This is a genomic window from Aurantibacillus circumpalustris (assembly GCF_029625215.1).
GTDB lineage: Bacteria > Bacteroidota > Bacteroidia > B-17B0 > Aurantibacillaceae > Aurantibacillus > Aurantibacillus circumpalustris.
Genome location: NZ_CP121197.1, coordinates 2,898,416 through 2,912,406 on the forward strand (window position 1 = coordinate 2,898,416; position 13,991 = coordinate 2,912,406).

Genomic DNA, 13,991 nt, shown 5'->3' on the forward strand with positions numbered 1-13,991 from the left:
GATTTATTCAAAAATTCTAAAAATTAAAAAATCAACAAATGAAATACGTTCATTGACATATTGATAAAGACACGAGAGCCAATTTTATTGCAAAATAATTTTGGTGAACAACAGATAGACTTTTTTAAATAAAAGATCTATTTTAAATCATGAAGTTAAACACATGATAAATGGACAGAAACCATTAAAAAAAACGAAATTCTTTGGTAAGCGGAGCAAAAGCTGCTTACCGTGTTGCTTGAGGTATTTAATTACATTGAGATAACAAAAGAAGAAAGTAAATAAGGGCGCATGGAGGATGCCTTGGGTCTTAGAGGCGAAGAAAGACGTGATAAGCTGCGATAAGCTTCGGGGATTGGCAAATACGAATTGATCCGAAGATTTCTGAATGGGGCAACCCGGCATGTTGAAGACATGTCACCTAGCAATAGGAGCAAACGCTGTGAACTGAAACATCTAAGTAACAGCAGGAGAAGAAAATAAATAATGATTGCGCAAGTAGTGGCGAGCGAACGCGCAAGAGCCTAAACCAGAGTAATTACGGTTACGCTGGGGTTATAGGACTACAATGTGGACTTAAAAGTCATAGTGGAATAGGTTTGGAAAGGCCAATCATAGAGGGTGATAATCCCGTACACGAAATGATTTTTATACCTAGTAGTATCCTGAGTACTGCGGGGTCGGAGACGCCCTGTAGGAATTTGCCGGCACCATCCGGTAAGGCTAAATACTCCTAAGACACCGATAGTGAACTAGTACTGTGAAGGAAAGGTGAAAAGAACCGCGAACAGCGGAGTGAAATAGAACCTGAAACCATGCGCTTACAAGCGGTTGGAGCCCTTAAGTGGGGTGACAGCGTGCCTTTTGCATAATGAGCCTACGAGTTGCTCTTTACTGGCAAGGTTAAGTCCTTCAGGGACGTAAACCGCAGCGAAAGCGAGTCTGAATAGGGCGTATAGTCAGTAGAGGCAGACGCGAAACCTTGTGATCTACCCATGGTCAGGATGAAGTTCCGTTAACCCGGAATGGAGGTCCGAACCGATAAGCGTTGAAAAGCTTCCGGATGAACTGTGGGTAGGGGTGAAAGGCTAATCAAACTGGGAAATAGCTCGTACTCCCCGAAATGTCTTTAGGGACAGCGTAGAGGTTAAGTCTTATAGAGGTAGAGCTACTGATTGGATGCGGGGGAAGCGATTCCTACCAAGTCCTGACAAACTCCGAATGCTATAAGATATACTCTGCAGTGAGCCCGTGGGTGCTAAGGCCCACGGACGAGAGAGGGAGAACTCAGACCAACAGCTAAGGTCCCAAAATCTATACTAAGTTGATATAACGTGGTCCGATTGCATTGACAGCCAGGATGTTTGCTTGGAAGCAGCCATTCATTTAAAGAGTGCGTAACAGCTCACTGGTCGAGCGATTGGGCGTGGATGATACTCGGGCATCAAGTATAGTACCGAAGCTTTGGATTCAATACGTCAAGTATTGTCTGGTAGGGGAGCATTCTAACTGCGTTGAAGAAGTTGCGTAAGCGCTATTGGAGCGGTTAGAAAAGCAAATGTAGGCATAAGTAACGATAAAATAGGCGAGAAACCTATTCGCCGATAGACTAAGGTTTCCTGAACAACGATAATCGGTTCAGGGTTAGTCGGGTCCTAAGGTGAAGCCGAACGGCGTAATCGATGGACAACTGGTTAATATTCCAGTACTAATACCACTGCGATGGAGAGACGAAAAAACGTAAATGCGACGAACTGACGGAATAGTTCGTTTAAGACCGTAGGGTTTTTCTTGGTAGGTAAATCCGCCAGGATTCTGAAAGTCGAAAGTACCTTAACTCGTCAGAGGAGAGGATATGCATCCAAGTATGTTTCCGAGAAAAACTTCTAAGCTTCAGGTGAGTATTACCCGTACCGCAAACCGACACAGGTAGTCAAGTAGAATATACTAAGGCGCTCGAGTGATCCGTGGCTAAGGAACTAGGCAAATTAACCCCGTAACTTCGGGAGAAGGGGTGCCAGCAGCAATGCTGGCCGCAGAGAAATGGCGGTGGCGACTGTTTAACAAAAACACAGGGCTTTGCAAAAACGAAAGTTGAAGTATAAGGCCTGACACCTGCCCGGTGCTGGAAGGTTAAGAGGAGAGGTCATCGCAAGAGAAGCTTTGAATCGAAGCCCCAGTAAACGGCGGCCGTAACTATAACGGTCCTAAGGTAGCGAAATTCCTTGTCGGGTAAGTTCCGACCTGCACGAATGGTGTAACGATCTCCGCTCTGTCTCAGCCACGAGCTCGGTGAAATTGTGGTATCAGTGAAGACGCTGATTACCCGCAACGGGACGGAAAGACCCCATGCACCTTTACTATAGCTTAACATTGAGTTCGGGTAAGTGATGTGTAGAATAGGTAGGAGGCTTTGAAGCAGTGGCGCTAGCCATTGTGGAGCCGAAATGTGAAATACTACCCTTTACTTACTAGAATTCTAACTCTGCAAAGAGGACATTGTTTGGTGGGTAGTTTGACTGGGGTGGTCGCCTCCGAAAGGGTATCGGAGGCTTTCAAAGGTCCGCTCAGTACGCTTGGTAACCGTACGTAGAGCGCAATAGCATAAGCGGGCTTGACTGTGAGGCCGACAAGCCAAGCAGGTACGAAAGTAGGATATAGTGATCCGGTGGTTCCGCATGGAAGGGCCATCGCTCATAGGATAAAAGGTACGCTGGGGATAACAGGCTGATCCCTCCCAAGAGCTCATATCGACGGGGGGGTTTGGCACCTCGATGTCGGCTCGTCACATCCTGGGGCTGGAGAAGGTCCCAAGGGTTCGGCTGTTCGCCGATTAAAGTGGCACGCGAGCTGGGTTCAGAACGTCGTGAGACAGTTCGGTCCCTATCTGTTGTGGGCGTTAGAAAATTGAGGGGCCCTGACTCTAGTACGAGAGGACCGAGTCGGACAAACCGCTAGTGTACCTGTTGTTTCGCCAGAAGCACCGCAGGGTAGCTATGTTTGGATGAGATAAGCGCTGAAAGCATCTAAGTGCGAAACTCACCTCAAGATAAGTTTTCTTTATAAGGATCGTGGTAGACTACCACGTTGATAGGCTACAGATGTATAGGCAGTAATGTCAAAGTCGAGTAGTACTAATTGTCCGTAAGCTTTCTTAAAAAAATATTTTAAGATTGAGCCTGAAGTGAAAGTTTACTTTCTACTTCAGGCCCGATATCTTAATTAATCTCTTGTGTCTTTATTCAATATTGTTTTAATTTATTAATTATTACGAGTTGTTTTATTCCGGGTTCTAAACCCGAAATAAATAATAATCAACCCGAAATAATGATCCCTTTATGGCGTCTATTGCGGTGGGGATCACCTCTTCCCATTCCGAACAGAGAAGTTAAGCCCACCTGCGCAGATGGTACTTGGTCTAAAGCCCGGGAGAGTATGTCGATGCCAATTTTAAAAGTCAAAAAGCCTTGCTAGTAATAGCGAGGCTTTTTGCGTTTATAATAGTTTGTACTCGTGCTGAGCGAGATCGAAGAGTGTCTCACAAGGCAAGCTCCGGTTTTAAAAAAAGGGCCTCTGTGAACTGAATGAAACCACTTATAAATTTGTAAGACCTAAAATTCGGTTTTAATTGTATATTTGGTACAAATAAACCCATAGTCATGACTGCTTTATACAAATCACTCAAAATAAAGACTACAGTACTTTTTCTTTTTATTTCCAGCGTAATAGTTGCGCAGAATTTTTCGCCTTTTAACGCAAATGTTACGAAGCGTTTTTACAACTCGGCAACCGCCACTGATAACAGTTACTTTTTCTATGCGGATTCAAGCCATCATCCAGCACCAGGTAAAACTATCTTTTATCAGTATTTTACCTCGAAACAGCCAGCTTCAGCTGTAAGTGCGACAAATTGTGGTTTCTGGGGCGGAGGCGCTATGCTGATTGCCGATACCACTTGGCTTGGCGCGCAAATCATATATGACAGTCTCTCACAACACCTTCTTTTGAAAAACTATGTGGGTGATACCCTTGATTTCGATTTTTCAATCCAGCTGGGTGATTCTGCAAAATTCTATGAAAATAATACCGACAAGTATTTTATCAAGGCGACACAGACTCAAAATGAAACAATTTATTCTGTCAACGATACTGTAAAGACATTCACGATACTGCACTTTAACAGTTTGAATCAGGTAGTGAATTCAGCCTTGCAAGGTAAACAGATCAAGTTATCAAAGGAAACCGGACTAATCAGCTTTATTGATACGTATCACTTCCCTGGTGTAGAAAAACATTTTGTATTACAGGGACAATTAAATCCACTAATCGGCATCTACCAGATGCGTTTCGAAGACCTTTATCCTTTCCAGCCAGGAGACAGTTTACAATATTTTGGAAGCAATTCAATGGCATGTTATTATGTGTGGAGTTATCGCATTGTTTCAAGACAGGAAACGGCCGACTCGGTAACGATCACCTTTAATAAGTCTATATTTAATACTGGCAATGCACCACTTAATGCCTGTTTGGTTGTCGATGCTTACCCTAACACGCTGACGTTTCAAAAAAACTCCGACATTATTGGATTTCCATATAACAGGCTGGATCACAAATCTTACCCTTTAGCTAAATTGGGCTCGTACGGAGAGGGTTTTGAAACGCGGACTGAAGGTTATTCTACGACCAATTGCGGAAATCGCCTCGTATATATGGGTAAAGCTTTAGCAGCAAGATATTGCAGCAGCTGTGCCTGTATCGGAAATAGTGATGCATATAATATGACTCTTCCGACTAAATATTATGCCAATGGCATAGGAATGTACTACATGAATGTAGCAACTTTCAAGAACATGGGCCAGAGCAATAGCTATTTGAGCCTAGGGTACTCGAGCATTGGCGGTAATGTTTGCGGTACTTATTATGCTGTGGGATTACCAAAATATGAATTAAGCGATTTTTCCGTATATCCCAACCCGGCAAAAGACGAGCTGACTATAAGCGCTCCGATAGATGAGATAAGTATAATTTCGGCTGACGGAACCACTGTCCAAAGTATTTTTCAACCCGCCTCAACCATTGCTATCGGACATCTTCCGCCAGGCCTATATATTCTAAAACTCAGGAAAGGGGACAGTATTGCGTATACCAAGATTATAAAGCTATGACCGTTTAATTTCATTTAGTGTGAGTTTGCCCGAAATGGACAAGGATTAACATTCAAAGATAGGTTAAGCGAATGAATGGATATGGAATGCCGCTGATACAGCTCAGTAATCTTAATTTTATTTTTTTCCCTCACAGATTGCCTACAGCAGACCATACCTAATCTAGTCCGTATAACTATGGGGAAATGCTTCATAGAAATATAAAAGGCTTTTACGTTGTTGTTAGTTCAGGATCCAAAACTGATGAATTAATCCAAAGATTTGTTTTTACAAACTAAGATTGCCTATTTTACGTTTTAATTAAACATTCCATTCTTATTATTTCTTACCTGTTACCAAATAGTGTTATAGTTAATAGCTGGTAAATGAGCACTGCTATAAAACAAATAGATATTTATATTGACTCACAAAAGGTAATACAGGAGCTTTATGTGGTATATGCGGCGAAATTGATGGCGTATACGCGTAAAAATTATAACGTACCTGAAGATGATTCAATGAATCTCGTTTATAAAACGATTTATAGGATTGCCGACGTTTACGATAGATATAGTTTCGAAAATGAATCAAAACGAAATGCATTTGTTTTTAAAACATACATAAATTATTTGAGAAACTACTTCAGGGATAATAAGTCTTTCGAAAGTAGAAACTTCGAGATAGAATTGAAAGATTTTGAATGTGTTAACGAAGAGCTTGCAACGGAGACAAATCCTAAATTAAATTTGTTACAAACCCTGTTGGACAAGATGGAAGATTGGGAGAGAGTATTACTCTTGATGCGGGGACAAGACATTCCTTACAGTGAAATCAGCAAATTTGTGAATAAGCCAGAGAAACAATTAAAGGTTTATTACGCGCGACTTAAAAGGAAATTATTTGATGATATGAATGAAACTTTAAACAAGATTAACGGTGGAAAATAATAGATTCGGACATATATCACAAAAAGAGTTGGATAGCTTGTTGAATGAAGCTTTTCTAAATCTTGATTTTGAGAACAATTCTAAAAATAAGGAAGTTTTGGCGATTGTAACTAAACAGACTATGAGTAAAAAACCGCACTCCACTTTTATTTATGCTCGCTGGCTCAATTTGGGATTTTTTCTTTTGTCTTTCTTCGTATGTGTAAACAGTTTTTACAGGCACATTGATCCATTATTTGACATGATCAGTAAAGAAGAAAATTCGGATCCTATGATGAAAACAGAGGAACAAAAGAAGTTGATGTTTAGATTGCCAACAACAACATATTCTGTAAAAAATGCACCGGCAGATCAGTTAGAAAATAGATCCGCCTCTCCTAAATTTGCGAATAGGCATTCAGTGAAAAACAAATTTCAAGTAGTAAATAAAAAAAATCGAAAAAAAGCTTTGGCAACTACTTTATCTAAAAGAAATTCAACCGATAGTATTTTAAAATATGAAGTATCAGATTCTGAGGCAAAAAACATGAATATGCCTTTAACCATAGCTAATGTTGATTCTTTAGATACTATTTCTCAAAAGAAAACAACAGCATCTGTACTCGTCTCAAACAGCAACCAAAGCAAATCTTCAAAAAGAGTAAAACCAATTCAACCTGAAAATAAAACCAAGGTTGCAAAGAGGAAAAAGGGTAAGCTTTTTTTTCGAAACGGAACATTTAAATTGAGAAAAGGAAAGTACGGAAAAAGCCGATAGACAAAGATATTCCACATTGGCTGGATAATTATTTCTAATTAAAGTATTAAAACAAATCAAATTATGATAAGGTTTATTACCCTTGCATGGCTTCTTTTATCGTGCTATAAACTTTCTTCACAGTCAGTAGCCGGAAGGGTTTTAGATTCCTTGAACGCACCTGTAGCATTCGTTCCAGTCGCCATGTTAAATGCAAAAGATAGTGCAATTTATAAAGTTACTGTTACTACTGAAAATGGGTACTTTTCTTTTGAGAATTTAAATCCAGGAAGTTATATGTTGAAATTTTCTGCAATGGGATTTGAAGAAAAGATTGAATCTACTTTTCAATTAGATTCAAATGTAAATATGGAAACAGGGTTCATTCGTTTAAAAAACCTTAAGGGTGTTGATCTAGCTGAAGTTTCGGTAAGTACTCTTAAACGCGCCTTTGAATTTAAAAATGGAAACATTATCGTTAATGTTGAGAATAGTGCTTTGGCGGCTGGTAATTCAGCATACGATTTAATTATAAAATTGCCAGGTGTTGCGGTTAACGAAGATGGAATTTCTATCCAAGGGAGAAATGGTGTGAAGGTAATGATCAATGATCGTATACAGCAAGTGTCGTACCGTCAACTGGTAAATATATTAAAAGGTATTAGTGGCTCTTCTATTGAAAAAATTGAGGTCTTAAAAAATCCACCTGTAAAATATGACGCAGCTGGTACTGCAGGATTAATTAATATTAAGACTAAAAAGATAAGAGTTGTGGGGTTTAACGGAAACGCTTCCCTATCAGGTTCACAGGGGTTTTATCCTGGTGGCGAGGCCAACCTTTCACTCAATTATAAAACAAAACGGTTTGTTTTATTTGGTGATGTTTCTACTGGGTATGGTAAATTTTTCTCGGCAAATAATTTCAATAGGATCATTACTTACGATTCTATTACAAGCGACCTGAATCAAAAACAATTAGAAACTGAACTTGATTTTGAGTTTATGATAAACGCAGGAGTTGACTGGCAGTTAAATGAAAAAAACATTATTGGTGCAAAAATAACAATTGAACCTGGTAACGAAGCATCAAGGTCCGTTGGACAAACTTTTTTTAATGATGGAAGCATATATGATAGAATGAATTATGATAATACGATGCTAAATGTGTGGAATTATATAAACTATAATGTGAATGCCGAACATTTATTCGACACGCTTGGAAGTAAACTAATTTTTTCAGTGGATTATAGTCCAAACTGGGATGACTATAAAGGAGGTTTTGATCACCGCTTTTTAAATGGTAATGATGAAGTAAGTGACCCACGTGTTTTCAAAACTTTTTTGCGCGAGGATTTGAATCTTTTATCAGCTAAACTTGATTTTGAATCTCCTTTGTCAGAATCGACGGAAATACAAGCAGGAATAAAGGTGGGAAGTCAGGAACTCAGAAAGAAATACGTGTTTGAAAATAATGATATAACAAGTGGAGAATACATCTTAGATACCAATTATTCGAATCAATTTAATTACAAGGAACAGATTTTAGCGGCCTATTTCAACATTGAAAAAGATTTTGATATATTGGAATTATCTCTTGGGGTTCGTGCTGAAAACACGCGTATTACTATGAATAGTCCAGATAAAAATTTCAAAAAATCTCAGGACTATTTTAATCTTTTTCCTGTAATAAGTATTGAAGCTGAGTTGAATAAAAATAATAATATTGAACTGAGTTATAATAAACGAATTAACAGACCTGAGAGTTATGCTTTTTATCCTTATAAATTTGTTTGGGGTAATTTACTCACGGGGTCAAAGGGAAATCCAAATGTTCTTCCCGAGAACAGTCATGGTTTTGAATTAACCCATGTATACAAACAAGTTGTGTCTAACGCTCTGGCGTATTCCCACGTAAATAATTATCTGTTAAATTATACGCTACAGAATGATTCCAGTAAAGAAATTATAGAATACATCTCAAATATAAAGAATAGTCAAACACTTGGTTATACCTTGTTCTGTGAACTTAAACTTAAGAACTGGTGGGTGTTAAGTGGAAATATTACTTTATCGTATCTTAGTTTTAAAGGTAAGGTAAATGACATTGACTATAGCACTTCGGGTTATTCTTCATCTGCCATGCTAAGAAATGAATTAATTCTTAGTAAGAAATCGAAGATCGAAATAATTGGACAATATGTTGGCGCGCAGCCTTTGGGGGTATTTGTTGTTCAGCCCAGATGGTCAATAAATTTGGCCTACAAAATTAAAGTTCTAAAAGAAAAATTAGATGTTGTTGTGGGATTAGATGATATTTTTTATACGTTTATTAATAGAAATCGGGTTAGTTTTCAAAATCAACATTGGACAATAAGCCAAAGAAATGATTCGAGGAGATTTAGAATAAGTTTAAGTTATAATTTTGGCAAAATAAAGGTGGAGCGCAGGGATCTAAGTAGTAACGAGGATGAGAAAGATAGGATGAAACATTAGAAGAAGAGAAGTGAAAGTATATTTGTAAAGCTATTAATTTGAAGATTTTATTTAGGAAATGAAATTAAAATTGGAACAAACATCAATAAAAAAGACATCAAAACTACTTTGAAGGTCTTTTTCTTTTTCTTGTAATATTTTCACGGATTCATCTAACCTTACATTGTGTTTAATTCGGTGTGAAAGATGGAACAAAACTGTTTCAATGCCTTTTAGTGAAGCGTACGAGAGGTAAACGTTGTTTTTAATTACGTATTCCAGAAAACGAGAACTGCTTTCAGGTAATAGATGTTCGCTTTCTAAATACACTTTGTAAACGTTTTTTGAAAATTCATCAAGTGGAATAGAAGAATGTTTTTGGAAGTTCTTTGCTAAAAAATAATCGAAATAAATATCAATTAAAATTCCACTATACTTTTCAAAACCTTTATAAAAAAAACGTTTACTTTTTTTAAACTCTGGGTGTGCGTCCGTAAAACTATCTATTTGTCTGTGCAATTGAATTCCTTTAACAACTTCGGGACTATATTTGCTGAAGTCATTCCCGCGAATATGATCAGCAATGAAGTTGCCTATTAAAAGATCTTTGTTGTTATTAGAGAGGAAAGCGTGAGCCAGGTAGTTCATAGCACTAAATTTAGGAATAAAATATGCTAAAAAAACCTAATTCGAGCTACTTTGATTCCTTTAACGAACAGACAATAAAAATAATCGCGAATTTGAACCTTATTTCTTCCTGCGCATATAAATTAAAACGACTTATATGAAAAAAGTAACACTCTTCTTATTTATCACAAGTTTATCTTTTGTAGTTAGTGCACAAAAGCCGGAAAAGATATATGGAAACGCTCATCAGCAAAAACCTTTGTCCTATTATCAGGAACAATCTGCCGCGTGGAAAAAAGTTGTGGATCAAAACCCAAAAAATGCCGGTGCATGGTACAATTATTATTATGCCAACCGTAACATGATGTTTAATGATACCATTGCTAAAAAAAGGGAGGAAAGATGGGAGCTGGTTAAAAAAATAGTGAATGAAATGGAAAAAGCAATACCAGATAGCTATGAATACAATATTTGTAAATGGCAGATGGGGAATCACGATCAAAAACAAATTCAGTATTTAAAAAAAGCGGCAGAGTTAGGGCCTGATAGAACTGAACATATAGATTACATGATAAATCAGGGAGAACTGAACAGGAACATATCTGATCGTGATACGTACTCAATAAAAAAGTTTGAGGCAGGTTTGTTTTCCATTGGAATTATCTATTACAATTATAATGTATTGGTTGGACTTGAGAAAGATGCCATTTTGCTCACACTGGGCGACAATGATACCTATCCTATTTGGTACCTTCAGGCGAAAGGCATTCGTAAAGATGTACACGTTGTAAATCTTAGTTTGATTCTACTGGATTATTATCGGGAAAAAGTTTTTCAAGAACTTGGTATAGAAAAAATTGATCACGTATCAGATCTAGAAAAATCAGATTTTGAATTTTTTAAGAGTCATGTTGTGAAAAATGTCGCCTCTAATATGAAAAATTATCCAACCTATTTAGCGTTAACATTAGCATGTGAAGACAAATACACAAAAAACATTCAAGAAAATCTTTACTTAACTGGTTTAGCCTACGTTTATGAAAAGCAAGCAATTGATAATGTTGCGTTTCTTAAAAAAAATTTTGAATACAATTTTGCTTTCGATTATTTAGACAAGGTTTTTTATAATGAAATATCTCCAGATATGGTTACCATGATTAATGGTAATTACATTATACCAATGCTAACTTTATACGACCATTACAAGTTAGCAGGGGATAATTTAAAATGTGATTGGATTAAAGCTAAACTTAAATTAGTTAGCAAAGGAACAGAAAATGAAGCCGAAGTTATAAAGCATATTCAATCGTATTAGATGTTTCGAATAAGTAGGACTGATTATCTTTCTTTAACGGATGAACAATTAATGGAAAGAATCTCAAAAGCTGAAAGAAATGCTTTTGAGATTCTTTATGATCGTTACTTTAATAAGTTGGTTTGGTTTGCCCGTGGGTTCGTTGAAGATGTTCAGTGCGCTGAAGATATTGTACAGGAAGTGTTTATTAAACTCATAGATAATCACAATCGCTTTGATCTGGATAAAAAATTTTCAACATGGATTTATGTAATCACCTCTAACCGTTGTAAACATTATCTAAGAGATGAAAAAAATCGCCTAAGAATATTACGAGAAAATGTTATTCCGTTCAAAGACGAAAAAGCAGAATTAAATAGTACATCTGATTTTAAACTCCTAAAAGAAAGAATACAATTAATCTATGTTGGATTAAGTGAAAAAGAAAAAAACATATACAGTTTGCGGTTTGAGCAAGAACTTGGAATTAAAGAAATATCAGTAATAATGAATATACCTGAAGGCTCTGTTAAATCTGGTATTTATTATCTCCTTAAAAAATTAGCACAACAATTAAAAGATTTTAGCCATGAATATTAATTTTGAAAAAGTACCTGTAATTACTTTCGATTGGATTGAAAAATTTTCTTTTGCAGAACTTAGCATTTCTCAAAAAGAAGAAGTTTTAAAACATTTTTCGGAATCAGATTACGAACAAATGCATCAAGCAAGCGTAAGTGTAAAGTTGGTTTCTCATGTTGATTCTAATTTTAAATCAGCGAGAAAAGACATGGTGATGGGAGAATTTGACTCTTACCACTTAAAGAAATTGCACACTTCTAAAAAATGGCGTATGGCTAATTTATGGCAAGCAGCAGCTATTTTTCTATTTCTGATTTCGGGCTGGTTGTTTTACCAGATTTTTGATTTGAAAAAGGAACGCACATTAAATGTAATTGCTAGCGTTGACACCGTTTACATAGAAAGAGAAATAGCCTCAAACCCTGAAATAATTCATGATACGGTTTACCGTTATAAAGAGGCAAAAACTGCGTCTAAGAAAGAACCAATGCATTCTGATAATTTATTTAGAAATGATGCCAATCAAATATTAGGTAAATTGGAATCGCCACCACTACTAGAACTCGAATCCTTAAATAACTCCACAAGAGGAAATAGCATGAAAGACGATAGCCTTTTGCGAAAATTTAGTTTCGTTTCGATGTAATGAAAAAAAGTAAATTATAGATATGACTTAAAACAAGATTTAGTTCTCTGAAAATCTTTTCTATTTTAGGAGGGAGATAGATTCTGCGCCAACCCGTTAAAATCAACTCCATCAAAATTTCCACTGCTCATCATTAATAAAACAGAGTCTTTCCATTTTTTTGATTTTAAATAATCGGTTACTTCTGAGCTTTTTGTAAATACCCTTAAATCTTTGCGGTTAAAACAGGCATGCACTTGTTCAGGAGTAATCTCTTTTAGTTTTTTATGAGCGATAGTGTGCGGATTAAAATAAACAATTGCTTCATCTGCAAGATTCATAGAATCTTTGTACTGTGCCAGAAACTCTTCGTTTAAACTGCTAAAAGTGTGCAATTCCATACAAGCAATTATTTTACGTTTGGTGAATTGTTTTTTAACAGCATCAGTTGTTGCCTTTAGTTTGGAAGGCGAGTGCGCAAAGTCTTTGTAAAAATTGAAATTATCTTTTTTGTACACTAATTCTAGTCGTTTAGCGGCACCTTTAAAGGACTGAATTGCTTCGTAAAATTGCGTGTTTAATATTCCTATTTTATTACAAACCAAGCGTGCACCATTTAGGTTCATTAAATTGTGATTGCCGAAAATTTGTAATGGAATTTTTTGGTCATTAACCAATAAATAAGTTGTTCCATTTTCAATTTGATGTTTTGGAACAGAGTAGGGCATCTTATCAATTTTAGTGTTGCTAGTTGTTCTACAAACTTCATCTAACACCTTATCTTCCGAACAATAAATTAAACTTCCGTTAGGTTCAATTAAATTGATAAACTTTTTAAACTGATCCACATAAATTTCAAAGGTTGGAAATACATTGATGTGATCCCAGGCAATGCCGCTAATAATAGCAATGTTTGGTTTGTATAAATGAAATTTCGGACGTTTATCAATTGGGGATGCTAAATATTCGTCTCCTTCTATTACTGCATACTGTGCGGTATTGGTAAGACTCACCATCGTATTAAAACCTTCCAATTGAGCGCCTACTAAATAATCCGTTTCTATTTTCAAGAAGTTCATAACGTGAAGAATCATAGCAGTGATTGTAGTTTTGCCATGACTTCCGCCTATTACAATACGTGTTTTTTCTTTGGTGGCTTCGTAAATGTATTCGGGGTAAGAGTATATTTTTAAACCCATTTGTCGGGCACGAATTAATTCAGGATTGTCTTCACGGGCATGCATGCCAAGGATTACTGCACTTAAATCGCCTTTAATTTTATCGGGAAACCAGCCAATTTCTTCGGGCAGTAAACCTGCTTTTGCTAAACGACTTTTACTTGGTTCGTTTATTTCGTCGTCGCTCCCCGTAACAATAAATCCCTTTTCGTGTAAAGCCAAAGCCATGTTGTGCATAGCACTGCCCCCAATGGCAATTAAATGTAGTTTTTGCATGGTATAAAGAAAAGCTTTTTGTAAGGTTCCGGCTTTTTTTTCTTTTATTATTATCCACAAAAAGCTGTTATTAGCTGTCAAACAAACTTATTGCCCGAAAAGCCCGTGTG

9 protein-coding genes and 2 rRNA genes are annotated in these 13,991 nt (G+C 36.8%); 9 read left to right on the forward strand and 2 right to left on the reverse strand.

The window, feature by feature from the left end; translation table 11 throughout:
- Positions 1 to 271 precede the first annotated feature (271 nt).
- From P2086_RS12080 to P2086_RS12105, 6 genes are all read left to right on the forward strand, one after another.
- Positions 272 to 3,158 (forward strand): 23S ribosomal RNA (locus tag P2086_RS12080).
- Between the two features lie 179 nt (positions 3,159 to 3,337).
- A 5S ribosomal RNA gene (rrf, locus tag P2086_RS12085) occupies positions 3,338 to 3,450 on the forward strand.
- 209 nt (positions 3,451 to 3,659) lie between these two features.
- Positions 3,660 to 5,165 carry a T9SS type A sorting domain-containing protein gene (locus P2086_RS12090; protein WP_317896997.1) on the forward strand — a complete coding sequence of 502 codons (1,506 nt, stop codon included), beginning with the start codon at positions 3,660 to 3,662 and terminating at the stop codon, positions 5,163 to 5,165.
- Between the two features lie 365 nt (positions 5,166 to 5,530).
- On the forward strand, positions 5,531 to 6,091 hold the full coding sequence (locus P2086_RS12095; protein WP_317896998.1) for a sigma-70 RNA polymerase sigma factor region 4 domain-containing protein: 561 nt from the start codon (positions 5,531 to 5,533) through the stop codon (positions 6,089 to 6,091).
- Positions 6,081 to 6,848, forward strand: coding sequence for a hypothetical protein (locus P2086_RS12100; RefSeq protein WP_317896999.1), 768 nt, complete (start codon positions 6,081 to 6,083; stop codon positions 6,846 to 6,848). Before P2086_RS12095 ends, P2086_RS12100 begins: the two co-directional genes overlap by 11 nt.
- A gap of 63 nt (positions 6,849 to 6,911) precedes the next feature.
- Entirely contained in the window at positions 6,912 to 9,320 is a 2,409-nt protein-coding gene (locus P2086_RS12105; protein WP_317897000.1) for an outer membrane beta-barrel protein, read from the forward strand.
- 51 nt (positions 9,321 to 9,371) lie between these two features.
- On the opposite strand, the gene P2086_RS12110 is transcribed toward P2086_RS12105, so the two are convergent.
- Positions 9,372 to 9,947 carry an acyl carrier protein phosphodiesterase gene (locus P2086_RS12110; protein ID WP_317897001.1) on the reverse strand — a complete coding sequence of 192 codons (576 nt, stop codon included), beginning with the start codon at positions 9,945 to 9,947 and terminating at the stop codon, positions 9,372 to 9,374.
- A 136-nt stretch (positions 9,948 to 10,083) separates the two neighbouring features.
- Here P2086_RS12110 and P2086_RS12115 point away from each other — a divergent pair, with 136 nt between their 5' ends.
- From P2086_RS12115 to P2086_RS12125, 3 genes are read left to right on the forward strand one after another with little or no spacing between them, the layout of a single operon-like run.
- Positions 10,084 to 11,241 (forward strand): hypothetical protein, encoded by a 1,158-nt coding sequence (locus P2086_RS12115; RefSeq protein ID WP_317897002.1) that lies wholly within the window; start codon positions 10,084 to 10,086, stop codon positions 11,239 to 11,241.
- Positions 11,242 to 11,820 (forward strand): RNA polymerase sigma factor, encoded by a 579-nt coding sequence (locus tag P2086_RS12120; protein ID WP_317897003.1) that lies wholly within the window; start codon positions 11,242 to 11,244, stop codon positions 11,818 to 11,820. It begins immediately after the preceding gene.
- On the forward strand, positions 11,810 to 12,448 hold the full coding sequence (locus tag P2086_RS12125) for a hypothetical protein (RefSeq protein ID WP_317897004.1): 639 nt from the start codon (positions 11,810 to 11,812) through the stop codon (positions 12,446 to 12,448). The genes P2086_RS12120 and P2086_RS12125 overlap by 11 nt, the downstream gene beginning before the upstream one ends.
- A gap of 65 nt (positions 12,449 to 12,513) precedes the next feature.
- Here the strand turns inward: P2086_RS12125 and P2086_RS12130 are convergent, their stop codons facing one another.
- The gene (locus tag P2086_RS12130) at positions 12,514 to 13,941 is read right to left on the reverse strand and encodes a UDP-N-acetylmuramate--L-alanine ligase (protein ID WP_317897005.1); all 1,428 of its coding nucleotides are present in this window, start codon (positions 13,939 to 13,941) and stop codon (positions 12,514 to 12,516) included.
- Positions 13,942 to 13,991: the final 50 nt, after the last annotated feature.

What these genes read in the sequence shown, in the direction of transcription:
- P2086_RS12090 (WP_317896997.1), top strand. Translation starts at nt 3,660, where the DNA reads ATGACTGCTTTATACAAATCACTCAAAATAAAGACTACAGTACTTTTT.
- P2086_RS12095 (WP_317896998.1), top strand. Translation starts at nt 5,531, where the DNA reads ATGAGCACTGCTATAAAACAAATAGATATTTATATTGACTCACAAAAG.
- P2086_RS12105 (WP_317897000.1), top strand. Translation starts at nt 6,912, where the DNA reads ATGATAAGGTTTATTACCCTTGCATGGCTTCTTTTATCGTGCTATAAA.
- P2086_RS12110 (WP_317897001.1), bottom strand. Translation starts at nt 9,947, where the DNA reads ATGAACTACCTGGCTCACGCTTTCCTCTCTAATAACAACAAAGATCTT.
- P2086_RS12115 (WP_317897002.1), top strand. Translation starts at nt 10,084, where the DNA reads ATGAAAAAAGTAACACTCTTCTTATTTATCACAAGTTTATCTTTTGTA.
- P2086_RS12120 (WP_317897003.1), top strand. Translation starts at nt 11,242, where the DNA reads ATGTTTCGAATAAGTAGGACTGATTATCTTTCTTTAACGGATGAACAA.
- P2086_RS12125 (WP_317897004.1), top strand. Translation starts at nt 11,810, where the DNA reads ATGAATATTAATTTTGAAAAAGTACCTGTAATTACTTTCGATTGGATT.